An 18,427-nucleotide genomic window follows, 5' to 3' on the forward strand; every position below is an offset into this window, starting at 1 on the left:
AGTATGAGTCGGCCACGACACGTTCACTCGTCGTGCCGTTGGCTATCGGTACAGCCCATGCATGACGCCACGTCGGCCGAAGGACGGACACAGGTGCAACGACATCTTGCCCGCACCCCGCCCATCGCGTCCGACCCTCACGGCGAAGTGCGCTGAGGCCGAGTCCGCACGCTCTGACGGGGCCTCGGCGCTTCACCTGCGGCGCCTACTCCTGCGGCTGCTCGAAGGTGATGACCGTCCAGCCGAGCAGCAGGCGGTCGCCGTCGGAGAGCGGGTGGGCCACGCCCGGCTCCAGCTGGGTCCACTCGGTGGCCTCGGGGCCGGCGACGTGGGTGCCGTTGAGCGAGCCCAGGTCGACCAGCGAGACCTCGCGGCCCGAGCGGGTCAGCGCGGCGTGCGCCGAGGAGAGCACGTTCTGGGTGTCGGCGATCGGCACGGCGCGGGCGGAGCCGCTGCTCACCATCTCGTGGTTGTCGGGGCGCCGGCCGAGCACGAGGTCCTCGTCCACGGTGACGACCATGCCGTCGTCGAACCGCAGGATCGGCGCAGCCGCGTCCGAGTCCGGCCGCCAGAACGCCGTCTGCTCGCCGGAGTCCGGTCGTGCCGCGGCGGCCGCGCCACGACTCCCGCCGAAGCCGGCGTCGGTGCCGGCCGAGAACGGCGACTGCACGGGGGCGGCCGCCACCGCGGTCGCGGGAGCGGTACCGGCCAGGTGCAGCGTCGCGCCGGCCCCGGGGACGGTGCCCTCGACGAGGTCGTAGCTGATCCCCGGCGGGGTGCCCGGCGCCGACTGGCCGGGGCCGACGTAGAGGGACTGCCCCAGGGAGAAGCCGGCGGCCAGCGTGCCGCCCTCCACCGACGAGCCGGAGACCGGTACGCCGTCGACGGCCGGCTGCCCCTTGCCCGCCCACAGCGCGACGCCGTTGCCGGCGTCACCGGTGAGCACGAGGGCGAAGGAGGCGCTGCCGGAGGCGAGGGAGCTCACCTGGCCGGCCACGGCGGCCAGGACGTGGTCGGCACCGGGACCCGACACACCCAGGCAGGCGTGCAGGGCCGACACGAGGGCGGGCGAGCCGGGTGCGTCGACCCACAGCAGGCCGCCGCCACGGCGGGCGACGACGGCATCTCCGGGGAGGACTTCACAACGGTCGGGCATGGCGTCCAGCCTAGTGATGCGCGACGGGTCTGGCTGGGCGCGGCCCACCGCCACGCCGGGGCGTCACGAGGTCACAGGAGGTCACTGGGACCGGCGTGGCCCGAGTGGCCCCTGAGTTGCGCTCGCACCGCCCTCGACACGCTCCTCAGGCCGAGCTCATGGGCCTGCCTCCGCGCCCCGGTCCGCTCCTCGCTCGCTGGCGCTCGCTGCGATGCTCCCGCGGCTGTCGTCAGGCCGAGCTCACCACGCCGAGCTCCGCCGGGTCGGCCAGGTACTCCGAGTACGGCAGGACGCGCACCGTGTAGCCGAAGGCACCCGTCCGCTCCAGGGGCACGGTGGCCGTGAACCAGTGCCGCGACCCGTCGGTGTGCTCGTGGCTCATCGGCACGGTGGTCACCTCGTGCAGCCCGTCGGCGTCGTCGACCCGGCCGTAGGCGGCCTGGACCTCGACGTCGGAGGGCTCGAGCCCGGGCAGCTCGACCTCGGCGCGCAGGGCGAGGGTCGAGCCGATCTCCGGGGTGTCCTTCGCGCCGGTCGCCTCGACGTGCGCGACGCGGACGTCGTGCCAGTGGTGCAGCAGGTGCGACCGCCACGAGGCCTCGCTGCGCGCCGGGGCGTAGCCGTCGGCCGCCATGGCCCGGGCCGATCCGGCGGCCGGCACGTACAGGGCGCGCACGTAGTCGCGGACCATCCGGGTGGCCAGCACCTTGGGGCCGGTCTCCCGCAGGGTGTGCCGCACCATCTCGACCCAGCGGGTGGGGAGGCCCTCGTGGTCGGTCCCGTAGAACCGGGGCACCACCTGGGTCTCGAGCAGTTCGTAGATCGCCCGCGCCTCGACCTCGTCGCGACGGTCGGGGTCGGCCACGCCGTCGGCGGTGGGGATGGCCCAGCCGTTCTGGCCGTCGAACCACTCGTCCCACCAGCCGTCGCGGATGGAGAGGTTCAGCCCGCCGTTGAGCGCCGCCTTCATGCCGGAGGTGCCGCAGGCCTCGAGCGGCCGCAGCGGGTTGTTCAGCCAGACGTCGCAGCCCCAGTAGAGGTAGCGGGCCATGCCGATGTCGTAGCCGGGCAGGAACGCGATCCGGTGGCGGATCTCCGGGTCGTCGGCGAACTCGACCATCTGCTGGATCAGCCCCTTGCCGCCGTCGTCGGCCGGGTGGCTCTTGCCCGCGATGATCAGCTGGACCGGCCGCTCCGGGTCCAGCAGCAGCGCCTTGAGCCGCGCCGGGTCGCGCAGCATGAGCGTCAGCCGCTTGTAGGAGGGCACCCGGCGGGCGAAGCCGATGGTGAGCACGTCGGGGTCGAAGGCGGTGTCGGTCCAGCCCACCTCCGCCTCGGCGGCCCCGCGGGAGAGGGCGGTCTCCCGGATCCGGCGCCGCACCTCGTCGACCAGGCGGGCGCGCAGCATGCGGCGGGTGCTCCAGAGGTCCGCCGCCGGGATCCGGTCCACGCCGTCGAAGTGGACCGGGCCGTCGACCGCGACCGGGTCACCCTGGCTCGACGTCTGGGTGCCCATCTCGACCAGCTCGCGCGCGGTCCAGGTGGGTGCGTGCACCCCGTTGGTGATCGAGCCGATGGGCACGTCGCCCTCGTCGAAGCCCGGCCACAGGTCGTTGAACATGCCGCGGCTGACGTGCCCGTGGAGCTCGCTGACGCCGTTGGCCCGCTGGCCCAGGCGCAGGCCCATGTGCGCCATGTTGAACTTCGCCGGGTCGTCCTCGGCGCCGAGCGGCAGCAGCTGGTCCAGCGGGACGCCGAAGCCGGCGAAGTAGCGCTCGATGAGTGCCTTCGGGAACCGGTCGATGCCCGCGGGCACGGGCGTGTGCGTGGTGAAGACCGTGCCGGCGCGGACGGCCTGCAGCGCCTCCGGGAACGTCAGCCCGTGGGCCTCGGTCAGCTCCCGGATGCGCTCCACGCCCTGGAACCCGGCGTGGCCCTCGTTGGCGTGGAAGACCTCCGGCTGGGGCGTGCCGGTGCGCGAGCAGTAGGCCCGCAGCGCCCGCACGCCGCCGATGCCCAGCAGCATCTCCTGACGGAGGCGGTGGTCCTCGTCGCCGCCGTAGAGCCGGTCGGTGACCCCGCGTTCGGCCGGGGCGTTCTCCTCGATGTCGCTGTCGAGCAGCAGGAGCGAGACCCGACCCACCTGGGCGCGCCAGACGTGCGCGTGCAGGGTGCGCCCCTCGGGCAGCGGCACGGTGATGACGACGGCGGAGCCGTCGGCCTCGCGCAGCAACTTGATCGGCAGGCCGTGCGGGTCCAGCGACGGGTAGTGCTCCAGCTGCCAGCCGTCGGCCGACAGCCCCTGGCTGAAGTACCCTGCCCGGTACAGCAGGCCGACCCCCACGAGCGGCACCCCGAGGTCCGAGGCGGCTTTCAGGTGGTCGCCGGCCAGGATGCCGAGCCCACCGGAGTACTGCGGCAGCACCTCGGTGATGCCGAACTCGGCGGAGAAGTAGGCGATCGTCGCCGGCGCCTCGGCGCCCAGCGACTGGTACCAGCGAGGGGTCGCCAGGTACTCGTTCAGGTCGTCGACCGCGTCGGTCAGCTGGCGGACGAACCGGCGGTCCTTGGCCAGCGCGGCCAGCCGCTCGGCCGACACCTCCCCGAGCGCGCGGACGGGGTCACCGCCGCAGCGCTGCCAGAGGTCGGGGTCGAGGGCCTCGAAGAGGTCCCGGGTCTCCGCGTGCCAGGACCAGCGGAGGTTCATCACCAACTGGGACAGGGGCAGGAGCGGCTCCGGCAGAGCCGCACGGACGGTGAACCGACGGAGAGCACGCATCGGTCGAGACTAACCAGAGCCGGGCCCGGCGGCAGGCTCGTGCGCGCCCGCCGCCGCGGGTCTCGCCGCGTCGCCCCGGGGCAGCCCCAACGGGTGAGGCGGCCGGGGTCGGACGGCAGCCGAGATGCTCGTGGGGCGGCACCTCGATAGCGTGGCCGGGATGAATGGCCGCGCTGACCTCCGCCTCGGCATCACCGATGTCGCCCCTGTCGTGTCCTGCGGGTCCTTCTCGGCCCGCGCCGTGATCGGCGAGCACCTGCCGATCACCGCCACCGTCTTCCGCGAGGGCCACGACGCCGTCGCGGCGAACGTCGTCTGGACCCCGCCCGGCGAGGACGACTCGACCGCCCCCTTCCTGCGCATGGCGAAGCTGCCCCCGGAGCCCGACCGCTGGATCGCCGGCGTCGTGCCCGACCGGGAGGGCCGCTGGACCTTCTGCGTCGAGGCGTGGAGCGACCCGCTGGCCACGTGGAAGCACGCCGTCGAGGTCAAGGTCGAGGCCGGCCAGGGGCCCGACGAGCTCGCCAACGACCTGGAGGATGGCGCGCGCCTGCTCGACCGCGTCGCCGCCGGGGCCGACGGCGAGTGGCGGGACCGCGTCGCCGCCGCCGCCGGTTCGCTGCGCGACACCTCGCAGGAGCTGACCGTGCGCATCGCCCCCGCGCTCGCGGCCGGCCTGCAGCGGTACCTGTACGAGCACCCGGTGCGCGAGCTGGTCACCCGGTCGCCGCACTACGAGGTGTGGGTCGACCGGCGCGAGGCGCTCTACGGCTCCTGGTACGAGTTCTTCCCGCGGTCCGAGGGCCCCGTCGTCGGCGGGCAGCCCACCCACGGCACCTTCACCACGGCCGCCGACCGGCTGCCGGCGATCGCGGACATGGGCTTCGACGTGGTCTACCTGCCGCCGATCCACCCGATCGGCAAGGTCAACCGCAAGGGCCCGAACTCCAGCCAGTTCCCCGGCGGCAACCCTTCCGACGTCGGGCCGGACGACGTGGGCTCCCCCTGGGCGATCGGCAGCGCCGAGGGCGGCCACGACGCGGTGCACCCGCAGCTGGGCACCATGGACGACTTCAAGGCCTTCGTCGCCCGCACCCGGGAGCTGGGCATGGAGGTGGCCCTCGACTTCGCGCTCCAGGCCGCCCCCGACCACCCGTGGGTCGAGGAGCACCCGGAGTGGTTCACCACCAAGCCCGACGGGACGATCGCCTACGCGGAGAACCCGCCGAAGAAGTACCAGGACATCTACCCGATCAACTTCGACAACGACCCCGAGGGCATCTACGCCGAGTGCCTGCGGGTCGTCCGGGTGTGGATGGAGGCCGGCGTCCGGATCTTCCGCGTCGACAACCCGCACACCAAGCCGCTGAACTTCTGGCACTGGCTGATCTGGGAGGTCAAGAAGACCGACCCCGACGTGCTGTTCCTCGCCGAGGCCTTCACCCGGCCGGCGATGATGCACCAGCTGGCGCGCATCGGCTTCACGCAGTCCTACACGTACTTCACGTGGCGCACCGGGCGCGAGGAGCTGGAGGAGTACGGCCGGGAACTGGCCGCCAACAGCCACTACATGCGGCCGAACTTCTTCGTGAACACCCCGGACATCCTGCACGAGTCGCTGCAGTTCGGCGGCCCGCCGATGTTCAAGATCCGCGCCGTGCTGGCCGCGATGATGAGCCCGACGTGGGGTGTCTACTCCGGGTTCGAGCTCTTCGAGCACGTGGCCGTGAAGCCGGGCAGCGAGGAGTACCTGGACAGCGAGAAGTACAAGCTGCGCCCGCGCGACTGGGCCGGAGCCGAGGCCTCGGGGCGGAGCCTGGCGCCGTACCTGCGCCGGCTCAACGAGGTGCGACGGGCCCACCCGGCGCTGCAGCAGCTGCGCACGCTGCGGTTCCACCAGGTGGACAACCCGAACCTGCTCTGCTTCACCAAGACCGACCCCGGCTCGAACGACGCCGTCCTCGTCGTCGTCAACCTGTCCAGCCGGGACACCCAGATCGGGACGACGGCGCTGGACCTGCCGTCCCTCGGTCTGGACTGGCACGAGCGCTTCGCGGTCACCGACGAGCTCACCGGCGCCCACTACGACTGGGGCCAGTTCAACTACGTGGAGCTCGATCCCTACCGGGAGCCGGCGCACGTCTTCGCGGTCACCTTCCCGCGGCCCGTGCAGTTCCCCCCGCCGGTCGACTGACCGGTCCTCCCCCGACCGCACCCTCCGACCCGAACGAGGCATTGGCGTCGATGAGCGTTCCCGTCCCCGACTCCCGCAGCAACCACACACCGCTCCCGCCACCGGGGACCGACCCCGAGTGGTACAAGCGCGCGGTCTTCTACGAGGTCCTCGTGCGGGGCTTCGCCGACAGCAACGCCGACGGCGTCGGTGACCTGCGCGGCATGATCGACAAGCTGGACTACCTGCAGTGGCTCGGCGTCGACTGCCTGTGGCTGCCGCCGTTCTTCGCCTCGCCGCTGCGCGACGGCGGCTACGACGTCAGCGACTACACCGCCGTCCTGCCGGAGTTCGGTGACATCGAGGACTTCCGCGAGTTCCTCACCGAGGCCCACGCGCGGGGCATGCGCGTGATCATCGACTTCGTCATGAACCACACCTCGGACCAGCACCCCTGGTTCCAGGCCAGCCGCAGCGACCCCGACGGGCCGTACGGCGACTTCTACGTCTGGGCCGACGACGACACCGGCTACGCCGACGCCCGGATCATCTTCGTCGACACCGAGAGCTCCAACTGGACGTTCGACCCGGTGCGCAAGCAGTACTTCTGGCACCGGTTCTTCTCCCACCAGCCGGATCTCAACTTCGAGAACCCGAAGGTGCAGGAGGCGATCATCGACGCCCTGCGCTTCTGGCTCGACCTCGGCATCGACGGCTTCCGGCTCGACGCCGTGCCCTACCTCTTCGAGGAGGAGGGCACCAACTGCGAGAACCTGCCGCGCACCCACGAGTTCCTCAAGCACGTGCGGAAGGTCGTCGACGCCGACTACCCCGACACCGTCCTGCTGTGCGAGGCCAACCAGTGGCCAGCCGACGTCGTCGAGTACTTCGGCGAGAACGGCGACGAGTGCCAGATGGCCTTCCACTTCCCGGTGATGCCGCGCCTGTTCATGGCCGTGCGCCGGGAGCAGCGCTTCCCGATCTCGGAGATCATGGCGCAGACGCCGGACATCCCCGACAACTGCCAGTGGGGCGTCTTCCTCCGCAACCACGACGAGCTGACGCTCGAGATGGTCACCGACGAGGAACGCGACTACATGTGGGACGAGTACGCCAAGGACCCCCGCATGAAGGCCAACATCGGCATCCGCCGCCGGCTGGCCCCGCTGCTGGACAACGACGTCAACACCCTCGAGCTGTTCAACGCCCTGCTCCTGTCGCTGCCGGGCTCGCCGGTCCTGTACTACGGCGACGAGATCGGCATGGGCGACAACATCTGGCTCGGTGACCGCGACGGCGTCCGCACCCCGATGCAGTGGACCCCCGACCGCAACGGCGGCTTCTCCACCGCCGACCCGCAGCGCATGTACCTGCCGCTGAACCAGGACCCGGTCTACGGCTACCAGGTCACCAACGTCGAGTCGCAGCTGCGCAACACCAACTCGCTGCTGCAGTGGGTCCGCCGGATGATCCAGGTGCGCAGCCAGCACCCGACGTTCGGCCTGGGCAGCTTCGAGGAGGTCGGCTCCCGGAACCCGACGGTCCTCTCGTTCGTCCGCCGGTTCGGCGACGACGTGGTGCTCTGCGTCAACAACCTGTCCCGGTTCCCGCAGCCGGTGGAGCTCGACCTGCGCGAGTTCGAGGGCTACACGCCGGTCGAGCTCACTGGCCGGGTGGAGTTCCCGCAGATCGGCGTCCTGCCGTACATGCTCACGCTCGCCGGGCACGGCTTCTACTGGTTCGAGCTCTCCAAGCCGATCGAGCCGGCGTCCGACGAGCACGAGGACTGGGCCAGCGCCACGTCGAGCGCCGTCGCCGACACCCTGCTGGCCGCCGGTGTCGTCAGCGACGCCGACGAGACACCGTCCGACGAGTCCGGAGGACCCCGATGAGCGCCGCACCGCGAAGTGCCCTGACCGACCTGTTCCGCGAGTGGATCCCCCAGCAGCGGTGGTTCGGCGGCAAGGGCAGGGAGTGGGCGGGCGTCACCGAAGAGGGGTTCTTCCTCGACCGCGGCAACCCGGTGCTCTCGGTGCACCGGGTGCGCATCGAGTACGCCGACGGCGCCCGCGAGACCTACCTCGTCCCGCTGTCCTGGCGCGACCACCCCGCCGAGGAGCTGGAGTCGGCGCTCGTCGGGGCGGTGGCCAACGACGGGCAGGAGACCTTCGCCTACGACGCGATGCGGGACCGCGACTCCACCACCCCCTGGCTGATCCACCTGGCCCAGGGCTCGTCGGTGGGCCCGATGCACTTCTCCCCCGCCGCCGAGGGCGACATCCCGGACGGCCTGCCCGGCGACATCGTCTCCACCGAGCAGAGCAACACCTCCCTGGTCTACGGCCAGGAAGCGATCTTCAAGCTGTTCCGCCGGCTGGAGCCGGGCCTGAACCCCGACGTCGAGATCCACGGCGCGCTGCGCAGCACGGACAATCCGCACATCGCCGGGCTGCTGGGTCACGTCGAGATCGACGACCGCGACGGGGGTGAGCCGGCCACCGTCGCCATGCTGCAGACCTTCGTGCCCAACGCCAGCGACGGCTGGCGCCTCGCCACGGCCAGCGTCCGCGACCTCTACGCCGAGGGCGACCTGCACGCCGACGAGGTCGGCGGCGACTTCGCCGCCGACAGCGAGCGGCTCGGCGCGGCGACGGCCTCCGTGCACGCCGACATGGCGCGGGTGCTGCCCACGGAGGAGGCGGCGCCGGAGTGGTTCGCCACCGTGGCGCGGCAGATGACCGAGCGGCTGCAGGCGGCGATCGAGGTCGTCCCGCAGCTGCAGGAGCACGCCGACGCCCTCCGCGAGGTGTACGCGGCCGTGGCCGGCAGCAGCGAGCAGGTCGTCCGCCAGCGGGTGCACGGTGACCTCCACCTGGGCCAGGTGCTCCGCACGGTCAGCGGCTGGATCATCCTCGACTTCGAGGGTGAGCCCGCCCGCCCGCTCGCCGCCCGCCGGGAGCTCGACAGCCCGCTGCGCGACGTCGCCGGGATGCTGCGCAGCTTCGACTACGCCGCCCGGCACATGCTCGTCGAGCAGCCGGAGGACTCGCAGCGCGAGTACCGCGCACAGGAGTGGGCGGCCCGCAACCGGGCGGCCTTCTGCGCCGGCTACTCCCACGCGAGCGGCCTCGACCCGTGCGGGGAGTCACCACTCCTTCGGGCGTTCGAGGCCGACAAGGCGGTTTACGAATGCGTCTACGAGGCGAGGAACCGTCCGAACTGGCTGATGATCCCGCTGCAGTCGCTCTCCCGGCTCGTCGGCCGGGACTGAGCACCGACCGAGGCCATCCAACCGAGCGCCCAGAGACCGAGAGACGGACGAGGACGGCGAGACGATGACGACCGACGACCGAGGCGAGAGCCCCGTGGCCGACAAGGACGATCTCCAGCGCGCCGTGGACGAGAAGGTGTCCCAGGCCGAAGCGGCCGCCGGCGGGCCGGTGGTGAACGCCGAACCGGCGAAGAAGACCACCCGCCGCACCGCCAAGAAGGCCCCCGCCAGCTCCGACGGCGAGGCCGCCGAGAAGCCGGCCAAGAAGGCCGCGGCTGCGAAGAAGGCCGCCCCGGCCAAGAAGGCGGCGCCGGCGAAGAAGGCTGCCGCACCGGGCACGAAGGCGACCGCGGCCAAGCGGTCGACGGCGAAGAAGGTGGCGGCCGAGCCGACGGCGACCGAGGCCACCCCCGAACCGGGGAGCGAGGAGACCGAGGTCACCGCCAACCCCGTCGTGGCCCCGGCACCGATCGCCGAGCCCGGCAACCCCTCCGGCGCGCCGGCGCCCCAGCCGGAGGCACCGAGCCCCGACCCGGCCCAGCCCAGCACGCCGCAGGCCCCGGACGGCGGCGCCGGTGACCGGTCGGCCGGTGCGGCCGAGCCGGCGGCCCCGGTCGCGGCCGGTGGCCTGGCGGCGTCCCCCGGCGAGGGCGACGCGGCCACCGGGCCGGAGGTCGAGGAGTTCAGCGAGGAGGACCTGCGGGCGATCGTCGAGGGCTGGTCCACCGACCCGCACCGCATCCTCGGCGCCCACCGCACCGCGGAGGGCTGGGCGGTCCGCACCCTGCGCCCGGACGCGATCGCCGTCGCCGTCATCGACGAGGACGGCAGCCGCTACGAGGCCACCCGGCTGCACGACGGCGGGATCCACGCCGCGAGCCTCCCCCGCCAGCCGGGGGACTACCGCATCGAGGTCGGGTACCCCGACGGCGAGGGCGGCACCACCACCTACACCGTCGACGACCCGTTCCGCTGGCTGCCCACGCTGGGCCCGGTGGACGAGCACCTCATCCGCGAGGGGCGTCACGAGCGGCTCTGGGAGGTCCTGGGCGCCCACGTCCGGCGGTACGAGACGCCCGGCGGGACGATCGAGGGCGTCTCCTTCGCCGTCTGGGCGCCGAGCGCCCGCGGCGTCAAGGTGACCGGCGACTTCGACTACTGGGAGGCCCGCGCCTACCCGATGCGGCTGCTGGGTTCCTCCGGCGTCTGGGAGATCTTCGTGCCCGGCGTGAAGGTCGGCACCCGCTACCGGTACCACGTGCTCGGCGCCGACGGCACCTGGCGCGAGAAGGCCGACCCGCTCGCCTTCGAGACCGAGGTGCCGCCGCTGAACGCCTCGGTCGTCACCGAGTCCACCTACGAGTGGCGAGACGACGACTGGCTGGCCACCCGCGCCGAGGCCGGCTGGCACCAGCGGCCGATGAGCGTCTACGAGGTGCACGCCGGCTCGTGGCGCCAGGGCCTGTCCTACCGCGAGATGGCCGACGAGCTGGTCGACTACGTCCGGGACGCCGGGTTCACCCACATCGAGTTCATGCCGCTGGCCGAGCACCCCTTCGGCGGCTCGTGGGGCTACCAGGTCACCTCGTACTACGCGCCCACGTCCCGCTTCGGCACCCCCGACGACCTCCGCTACCTGATCGACCGCGCCCACCAGGCCGGCATCGGCATCATCGTCGACTGGGTGCCCGCGCACTTCCCGAAGGACGAGTGGGCGCTGGCCCGGTTCGACGGCACCTCGCTCTACGAGCACGGCGACCCGCGCCGGGGCGAGCAGTTGGACTGGGGCACGTACGTGTTCGACTTCGGCCGCTCGGAGGTCCGCAACTTCCTGGTCGCGAACGCCCTGTACTGGGCCAAGGAGTTCCACATCGACGGCATCCGCGTGGACGCGGTCGCCTCGATGCTCTACCTGGACTACTCCCGCAGCGAGTGGCTGCCCAACAAGTACGGCGGCCGGGAGAACCTCGAGGCGGTCGCGTTCCTGCAGGAGTTCAACGCCACGGTCTACCGCGAGGTCCCCGGGATCATGACGATCGCCGAGGAGTCCACCGCCTGGCCGGGGGTGACCCGCCCGACGCACCTCGGCGGCCTGGGGTTCGGCTTCAAGTGGAACATGGGCTGGATGCACGACTCGCTGTCCTACGTGGAGCGGGAGCCGATCTACCGCAGCTACCACCACGGCCAGCTCACGTTCTCGATGCACTACGCGTACAGCGAGAACTACGTGCTGCCGATCAGCCACGACGAGGTCGTCTACGGCAAGGGCTCGATGCTCGGCAAGATGCCGGGCGACCGGTGGCAGCAGCTGGCCAACCTGCGGGCCTACCTCGGCTACATGTGGGCGCACCCCGGCAAGCAGCTGCTGTTCATGGGCTCGGAGTTCGCCCAGGACTCCGAGTGGGCGGAGAGCCGGTCGCTGGACTGGTGGCACCTGGACGACCCCGCCCACCGCGGCGTGCTCCAGCTGGTCAGCGACCTCAACGGCCGCTACAAGGAGCTCGACGCGCTCTGGTCGCTCGACGTCGACGCCGCCGGGTTCCAGTGGATCGACGCCAACGACGCGTCGGGCAACGTCCTCTCGTTCCTGCGGTTCGGCGCCGCGCCGGCGGCCGGGACCGCCCTCGAGGGCGTGGTCTCCGGTGCGGATGACGACGACGCCGCTGACGAGCCGGCCCCCGCGGAGGGCTCGGTGCTGGCCTGCGTCGTCAACTTCTCCGGCGCCCCGCACCACGAGTACCGCATCGGCCTGCCCCGAGGCGGGCAGTGGCGGGAGGTGCTCAACACCGACGCCGAGGGGTACGGCGGGTCCGGCGTCGGCAACTACGGCGGAGTCGAGGCCGTGGCCGAACCCTGGCACGGGCAGCCGTACTCGGCGACCATCTCCGCTCCCCCGCTCGGCACCGTCTGGTTCGAGCACCAGGGCTGATCGGACGGGAGACCCGGCGCGCCGCCGTCGCGGCGCGCCGGGTGCGGGGGCACCGCGCAGCACCGGGCATGCTGGACCGGCCCTCCGGCACGGGAGGGCGCCCGCCCGTGCACGTGGAGGACCACCGGGATGAGACAGCTGCCGCACCGCGCCGCCCCCGTGGCCGTCGCCGTACTGCTGCTCGCCGGCTGTGCCACCGACGTCGTCCGCGGGGAGGCGTCACCGCTCGCCGGCGCGCCGGTCGACGTCACGGCCGAGGAGTTCCCGATCACCGGGGTCGGCGACGCCCCGATCGACCAGTTCGCCCGCAACGCGCTGGCCGACCTCGAGCAGTTCTGGACGCAGGCCTATCCCGAGTACTTCGGCGAGCAGTACACCCCGCTGGCCGGTGGCTACTTCTCGGTCGACTCGTCCGACCTCGACGAGAGCCTCTACCCCGATAGCGGGATCGGGTGCGACGGGTCGTACACCGCACCCGAGGACGTGGCCGGCAACGCCTTCTACGACCCGGTCTGCGACGTCATCGCCTACGACCGGGAGATGCTGCAGGAGCTGTCCGACGACTACGGCCGGTTCCTGGTCCCGGTGGTCATGGCGCACGAGTTCGGCCACGCCATGCAGGGCCGCTTCGGGTTCGCCGAGTCCGGCCGCAGCATCCAGGACGAGACGCAGGCCGACTGCCTGGCCGGCGCCTGGACGCGCTGGGTCGCCGACGGCGGGGCCCAGCACCTGTCCTTGCGCGAGCCGGAGCTCGACGACGTGGTGCGCGGTTTCCTGCTGCTGCGTGACGACGTCGGCAGCGACCCGGACGACAGCGAGGCGCACGGGTCCTACTTCGACCGGGTGTCGGCGTTCTACGACGGGTTCGACACCGGGCTGGCCACCTGCCGGGACGCGTTCGGCGTGGACCGGCTGTTCACCGCCGCGGAGTTCACCGAGCCCGACTTCATCAACCAGGGCAACGCCGAGTTCGACGACATCGTCGAGTGGGTGGGCGCGACGTTGCCCGCCTTCTTCGGCGAGGTCTTCCCCGTCGCGTCCGGCGCGGAGTTCCGGGCACCGGCGATCGAGGGGTTCCAGGTCCGGGCCCCCGACTGCGACGGCCTCGACGACCGCGATCTCGGGTACTGCCCGGCCGAGCGCACCGTCTACATCGACGAGGCCGACCTCGCCGTCCCCGCCTACGACGAGATCGGCGATTTCGCGCTGGCCACGGCGATGGCGCTGCCCTACGCCCTGGCGGTCCGGGAGCAGGCGGGCCTGTCGGTGGACGACGGCGAGGCCACCCGATCGGCCGTGTGCCTGACCGGGTGGTACCAGGCCCAGTGGTACACCAACTCCTTCGCCGACCTGCTCCCCGCCGAGATCAGTCCCGGCGACATCGACGAGGCCGTGCAGTTCCTCCTGCAGTACGGCGTCGACGACCAGGTGTTCCCGAACGTCGACGCCTCCGGCTTCGAGCTGGTGGGCGCCTTCCGCACCGGCTTCCTCGACGGTGGCGAGGCCTGCGGGCTGGACCGCTGAGGCGGGGTCAGAAGAGCGCGGCGGTGAGCTGACGCCGGGCCTGGGCCACCCGCGGGTCCTGGTCGCCGACGACCGAGAACAGCTCGACGAGGTGCTTGCGGGCCGCGTCGCGCTCCTCCCCCGCCGTCCGCCGCACCACGTCGAGCAGCCGGTCGAAGGCCTCCTCGATGTTGCCGGTCCCCAGCAGGAAGTCGGCGGCGCGGGTCTGCGCGACCACGTCGCCAGGTGTGGCGTCGGCCGCGGCGAGGGCCTCGGGGCCGGCCTCCTCCGCGCGCCGGAACAGCTGCACCTGCCGCAGCGCGATGGCGGCGTCGGGGTGGTCGGGCTCCTCGGCCAGGATCGCCTGGTAGGCGGCCTCGGCGGCAGCCAGGTCACCGCGCTCGAGGGCGGCCTCCGCGGCGTCGAGCCGGGGGTCGTCGTCCTCGGCCTGCGGGGCCGCTCCCCCGGGAACCGCCCCGCCGGTGGTCGCGCTCACCAGCTCGGTGACGAACTGGCGGGCCTGCTCCTCGGGGATGGCACCGGTGAACTCGGCGACCAGCTGCCCCTGCCAGACGGCCTTGACCGCGGGGATGCCCTGCACCCGCAGGCCCTGGGCCAGGTTCGGGTTGGCCTCGACGTCGACCTTCGCCAGGACCCAGGAACCGGCACCCTCGACCGCCAGGGCCTCGAGCACCGGGGAGAGCTGCTTGCAGGGCCCGCACCACTCGGCCCACAGGTCCAGCACGACCGGGACCTGGAAGGAGCGGTCCAGCACCTCGGCCTGGAAGGTGGCCTCGGTGACGTCCACGACGGCGCTGCCGGGGGCACCGGCCGGGGCGGCGGCGCTCGGGGGCGGGGCGGCTGCGGCGCGAGCGGCGGCCTCGTTGCGCGCCTGGAGGGCGGCGAGGTCGACGGCACCGGCCATCGCAGCGGCTGCCTGGGCCTGCTGGGCCTGCGCGCGCGGGTCGGGGCGTCCGGGTCGGGTCGGCTGCATGCGGACATGATCCCAGAGGTGGCCCGCCCCGCGAGGGCGGGCCTCAGCCCTCCGCCCAGACCCCCAGCTCGTTGGCGCCGGGGTCGCGGAAGTCGAACCGCCGTCCGCGGGGGAGGTCCGCGGAGAAGAGCAGGACCAGCGCACCGCCCGTGCCGGCCGGCTCGCCGAGCGCGATGCCGCCCGGCTCGGGGCCGGTCCCGCCGCGGGGACGGCTCCCGGCCAGCCTCACAGCCAGCGCAGGACGGGAACGAGCCCTGGCCGCGGTCGGAGCGCGGAGCGCGACAGTGTGCTCAGAAACGGGCCTGCTCGGTGTAGCCGCCCCACTCGCCGCGCAGCGCGTCGCAGATCTCGCCGAGGGTGGCCTCCGCGCGGACGGCGTCGAGCATCGCCGGCACCATGTTCTCCTCGGTGCGCGCGACCTCGACCATCCGCTGCACGGCCGCCCGCGCGGCGTCGTCGTCCCGGGCCCGGCGGCGCTCGGCGAGCTCGGCGTTCTGATCGGTCTCCACCTGGTGGCTCACCCGCAGGATCTCCAGCTTGTCGTCGGCGTCGACCGAGCCGACCAGCGTGTTGACCCCGACGACCTTCTTGTCGCCCTTCTCCAGCGCCCGCTGGTAGACGAACGCCGCCTCGGCGATCTCGCCGGTGAAGTACCCGTCCTCGATGCCGCGGAGGATGCCGGAGGTCATCGTGCCGTCGGCGCTCATGTCCTTGATCCGGGCGAAGATCTCCTCGGCCTGGCGCTCGATCTCGTCGGTGAGCGCCTCCACGTACCAGGAGCCGCCCAGCGGGTCGGCCACGTTCAGCACCCCGGTCTCCTCGGCGATGACCTGCTGGGTGCGCAGCGCGATCTGCGCGGCCTTCGCACTGGGCAGCGCCAGGACCTCGTCGAGGGCGTTGGTGTGCAGGCTCTGCGTCCCGCCGAGCACCGCCGCCAGCGCCTCGACCGCCGTCCGGACGATGTTGTTGTCCGGCTGCTGCGCGGTGAGCGACACCCCCGCCGTCTGGGTGTGGAAGCGCAGCTGCTGGGCCTTCTCGGTGGTCGCGCCGTAGACGTCGCGCAGCCAGCGGGCCCAGATGCGGCGCGCGGCGCGGAACTTCGCGATCTCCTCGAAGAAGTCGACGTGCGCGTCGAAGAAGAACGACAGCCCGGGCGCGAACTGCTCGATGTCGAGCCCCCGGTCGAGGCCCAGCTCCACGTAGGCGAACCCGTCGGCCAGCGTGTACGCCAGCTCCTGCGCCGCGGTCGAGCCGGCCTCGCGGATGTGGTATCCGGAGACGCTGATCGGCTTGTAGGCGGGGATGTTCGCCGCGCAGTACTCCATGAGGTCGCCGATCAGGCGCAGGTGGGGCTCGGGCGGGAACAGCCACTCCTTCTGCGCGATGTACTCCTTGAAGATGTCGGTCTGCAGCGTGCCGTTGAGCTTCCCGATGTCGGCGCCCTGGCGCTCGGCGGCCACCAGGTACATGCAGAACACCGGGACGGCGGGGCCGCTAATCGTCATCGACGTCGTCGTCGCCTCGAGGTCGATGCCGTCGAAGAGCACGTCCATGTCGACGGCGGAGTCGACGGCCACGCCGCAGTGACCCACCTCGCCCAGCGCCCGCGGGTCGTCGGAGTCCCGGCCCATGAGCGTGGGCATGTCGAACGCGACGCTCAGCCCGCCGCCGCCCTCGGCCAGGATCATCTTGTAGCGCTCGTTGGTCTGCCTGGCGTTGCCGAAGCCCGCGAACTGGCGGATCGTCCAGGCCCGTCCGCGGTAACCGGTGGCGTGCAGGCCCCGGGTGAAGGGGAACTCGCCCGGGTAGCCGATCCGCTCGAAGTTCTCGACCGCCGACTCGTCGGCCGGGCCGTACACGGGGTCGACCTCCACGCCGGAGAGCGTGGTGAAGTCGGCGTCGCGCACCCGCCCCCCGGCGAGCGCCGTGTCGTACCGCTGCTGCCACCGCTGCCGGGCGTCCTGGGTCATGACCAGATGCTAGGACGTCCAACTATCCTGTGTCGACCGTCACCCGGACCTTTCCTCGGCGACGTCGCCGGCGCCCAGCCTGACCTTCCGCAGCGTGTCGAACACCTGGTCGCAGTCGGCCTCGGAGAGGTCGGCGAGACCGAAGTCCAGGGCCGTGAGCGCCGTCGTCGCCTGCTCCACCACGGCACGCCCGCGCTCGGTGATCGCCGCCAGCACCCCGCGGCCGTCGGCCGGGTTGGGCCGCCGGCCCACGTAACCGGCCGCGACCAGCCGGTCGATCGCGTTCGTGACGCTGGTCGGGTGCACCATCAGCCGGCTGCCGATGACCTTCAGCGGCAGTTCACCGCTCCGGCTGAAGGTGAGCAGCACGAGCACCTCGTACCGGGCGAAGGTGAGGCGGTGCGGCTTGAGCACCTCGTCGAAGCGGGCGAGCAGGATCTGCTGCACCCGGAAGACCGACGTCGCCGCGCGCATGGCCGACGCCGGCCCGAAGCGCTGCTCCCACGTCTCCCCTGCCCGCTCGATCGGGTCGTAGGGCAGCCCCAGCGGTCGGACCATGGGCGGCACGGTACCGGGGCGGCCCCGACCGGCCGCGGGTGTCGACGTGCCGTGGGGTGGCGGACCCGGACCCCACGGCAGGTCGACGGCCGCGCCGCCTGTGGACAGCCGCCCCGGGGGCTGCTGCCGTCGGCCACGCTGACGCCGTGGGTCCCCAGCCGCGCCGGCCTCCGGAGCTGCACCGGCGCGTCTTCCGGGGCAGCGCGGTCGTCCGGTCAGGCCGGCTCACCGAGAACGAACTCCGCAGCTCGGCCTGGCGCCGGCTGCACCGCGACGTCTACGTGTGCGCCACCGTGCCGGTCACGCACCGGGTACGCGCCATGGGCGCCGCCCTCGCGGTGCGCCGCTCGGCGATCAGTGGTCGCAGCGCCGCCGTGCTCTGGGGCGTGGATGCCGCCGGTGCGGGCGACGACGTCGAACTCACCGTCCCGCCCGGAGCCGGGGTCAGCACGTTGCCCGGTGTCCGCGTGCGGCGGCGTGCGCTCGACCCCGCACAGGTGCTGAGGCGCTCCGGAGTCCCGGTGACCAGCGCAGCGCTGACCGCGCTCGACCTGGCGGGGAGGCTCCCGGGATCCGACGGCACCGCACTGGTGGACCGACTGGTGCGCTCGGGCGCGACCGATCTCGCCGCGGTGCGTGCACTGGCGTCGACCGCGCGCGGCCCGTGGTCCGCGCGAGCCCGCCGAGCTGTCGCCCGGGCCGACGGCCTGGCCGAGTCACCGCAGGAGACGCGCCTGCGACTGCTGCTGCGGGACTCGGTGGTGCCCGACCCCGTCGCCCAGCACGTCGTCCGGGATGCCGACGGCCGGTTCGTGGCGCGCGTCGACTTCGCATGGCCCGACCACCGGATCGCGCTCGAGTACGAGGGCACGTGGCACGGCGAGCGTCAGCAGGTCGGGAAGGACCGGGCACGGCTCAACCGGCTGACCGGGTGCGGGTGGCGGGTCGTCTTCGTGACGGCGGCGGACCTGCGTGACCCCGCACGGCTACTGCTCCGGCTGGCAGCCGAACTGGGCAGCTGACTGTCGACTCGTCGTGGTGTCGAGGACCGGAACACCACGACAGGTCGACGACGGCGCGCACGACAGGCGGAG

At 72.6% G+C, this 18,427-nt stretch carries 12 protein-coding genes; 6 read left to right on the plus strand and 6 right to left on the minus strand.

Annotation, left to right across the window (positions count from 1 at the left end):
• Window positions 1–205: 205 nt before the first annotated feature.
• Both ABDB74_RS16030 and glgP read right to left on the minus strand, forming a co-directional pair.
• Window positions 206–1,156 (minus strand): FHA domain-containing protein, encoded by a 951-nt coding sequence (locus tag ABDB74_RS16030; RefSeq protein ID WP_346619756.1) that lies wholly within the window; start codon window positions 1,154–1,156, stop codon window positions 206–208.
• 229 nt (window positions 1,157–1,385) lie between these two features.
• Window positions 1,386–3,935: an alpha-glucan family phosphorylase gene (glgP, locus tag ABDB74_RS16035; RefSeq protein WP_346619757.1), complete on the minus strand. Its 2,550-nt coding sequence runs from the start codon at window positions 3,933–3,935 to the stop codon at window positions 1,386–1,388.
• Window positions 3,936–4,095: 160 nt separating this feature from the next.
• Between glgP and ABDB74_RS16040 the strand changes: the two genes are divergently transcribed.
• The 5 genes from ABDB74_RS16040 to ABDB74_RS16060 all read left to right on the plus strand — a co-directional run bounded on the left by ABDB74_RS16040 (window position 4,096) and on the right by ABDB74_RS16060 (window position 13,832).
• A complete protein-coding gene (locus ABDB74_RS16040; protein WP_346619758.1) occupies window positions 4,096–6,129 on the plus strand; it encodes an alpha-1,4-glucan--maltose-1-phosphate maltosyltransferase in 2,034 nt (677 codons plus the stop codon).
• A gap of 50 nt (window positions 6,130–6,179) precedes the next feature.
• The gene (gene treS / locus ABDB74_RS16045; protein ID WP_346619759.1) at window positions 6,180–8,000 is read left to right on the plus strand and encodes a maltose alpha-D-glucosyltransferase; all 1,821 of its coding nucleotides are present in this window, start codon (window positions 6,180–6,182) and stop codon (window positions 7,998–8,000) included.
• Window positions 7,997–9,379 carry a maltokinase N-terminal cap-like domain-containing protein gene (locus ABDB74_RS16050; protein ID WP_346619760.1) on the plus strand — a complete coding sequence of 461 codons (1,383 nt, stop codon included), beginning with the start codon at window positions 7,997–7,999 and terminating at the stop codon, window positions 9,377–9,379. The genes treS and ABDB74_RS16050 overlap by 4 nt, the downstream gene beginning before the upstream one ends.
• Window positions 9,380–9,443: 64 nt before the next feature.
• Window positions 9,444–12,308, plus strand: coding sequence for a 1,4-alpha-glucan branching protein GlgB (glgB, locus tag ABDB74_RS16055; protein WP_346619761.1), 2,865 nt, complete (start codon window positions 9,444–9,446; stop codon window positions 12,306–12,308).
• Between the two features lie 129 nt (window positions 12,309–12,437).
• On the plus strand, window positions 12,438–13,832 hold the full coding sequence (locus ABDB74_RS16060; RefSeq protein WP_346619762.1) for a neutral zinc metallopeptidase: 1,395 nt from the start codon (window positions 12,438–12,440) through the stop codon (window positions 13,830–13,832).
• Window positions 13,833–13,839: 7 nt separating this feature from the next.
• On the opposite strand, the gene ABDB74_RS16065 is transcribed toward ABDB74_RS16060, so the two are convergent.
• The 4 genes from ABDB74_RS16065 to ABDB74_RS16080 all read right to left on the minus strand — a co-directional run bounded on the left by ABDB74_RS16065 (window position 13,840) and on the right by ABDB74_RS16080 (window position 17,333).
• Complete coding sequence (locus ABDB74_RS16065; RefSeq protein WP_346619763.1) at window positions 13,840–14,805, minus strand: tetratricopeptide repeat protein; 966 nt, start codon at window positions 14,803–14,805, stop codon at window positions 13,840–13,842.
• A 43-nt stretch (window positions 14,806–14,848) separates the two neighbouring features.
• Complete coding sequence (locus ABDB74_RS16070; protein WP_346619764.1) at window positions 14,849–15,034, minus strand: hypothetical protein; 186 nt, start codon at window positions 15,032–15,034, stop codon at window positions 14,849–14,851.
• Between the two features lie 61 nt (window positions 15,035–15,095).
• Window positions 15,096–16,775: a methylmalonyl-CoA mutase family protein gene (locus ABDB74_RS16075; protein ID WP_346619765.1), complete on the minus strand. Its 1,680-nt coding sequence runs from the start codon at window positions 16,773–16,775 to the stop codon at window positions 15,096–15,098.
• Between the two features lie 39 nt (window positions 16,776–16,814).
• Window positions 16,815–17,333 carry a MarR family transcriptional regulator gene (locus tag ABDB74_RS16080; RefSeq protein WP_346619766.1) on the minus strand — a complete coding sequence of 173 codons (519 nt, stop codon included), beginning with the start codon at window positions 17,331–17,333 and terminating at the stop codon, window positions 16,815–16,817.
• Between the two features lie 146 nt (window positions 17,334–17,479).
• On the opposite strand from ABDB74_RS16080, the gene ABDB74_RS16085 reads away from it, so the two are divergent.
• Entirely contained in the window at window positions 17,480–18,355 is an 876-nt protein-coding gene (locus ABDB74_RS16085) for a hypothetical protein (protein ID WP_346619767.1), read from the plus strand.
• The last annotated feature ends 72 nt before the right edge of the window (window positions 18,356–18,427 follow it).

It is taken from the genome of Blastococcus sp. HT6-4, from assembly GCF_039679125.1.
Classification (GTDB): Bacteria; Actinomycetota; Actinomycetes; order Mycobacteriales; family Geodermatophilaceae; genus Blastococcus; species Blastococcus montanus.

Coding starts and splice junctions, on each gene's coding strand:
- glgB (WP_346619761.1), top strand. CDS start 9,444: ATGACGACCGACGACCGAGGCGAGAGCCCCGTGGCCGACAAGGACGAT.
- ABDB74_RS16075 (WP_346619765.1), bottom strand. CDS start 16,775: ATGACCCAGGACGCCCGGCAGCGGTGGCAGCAGCGGTACGACACGGCG.
- glgP (WP_346619757.1), bottom strand. CDS start 3,935: ATGCGTGCTCTCCGTCGGTTCACCGTCCGTGCGGCTCTGCCGGAGCCG.
- ABDB74_RS16030 (WP_346619756.1), bottom strand. CDS start 1,156: ATGCCCGACCGTTGTGAAGTCCTCCCCGGAGATGCCGTCGTCGCCCGC.
- ABDB74_RS16040 (WP_346619758.1), top strand. CDS start 4,096: ATGAATGGCCGCGCTGACCTCCGCCTCGGCATCACCGATGTCGCCCCT.
- ABDB74_RS16080 (WP_346619766.1), bottom strand. CDS start 17,333: ATGGTCCGACCGCTGGGGCTGCCCTACGACCCGATCGAGCGGGCAGGG.
- ABDB74_RS16060 (WP_346619762.1), top strand. CDS start 12,438: ATGAGACAGCTGCCGCACCGCGCCGCCCCCGTGGCCGTCGCCGTACTG.
- treS (WP_346619759.1), top strand. CDS start 6,180: ATGAGCGTTCCCGTCCCCGACTCCCGCAGCAACCACACACCGCTCCCG.
- ABDB74_RS16050 (WP_346619760.1), top strand. CDS start 7,997: ATGAGCGCCGCACCGCGAAGTGCCCTGACCGACCTGTTCCGCGAGTGG.
- ABDB74_RS16065 (WP_346619763.1), bottom strand. CDS start 14,805: ATGCAGCCGACCCGACCCGGACGCCCCGACCCGCGCGCGCAGGCCCAG.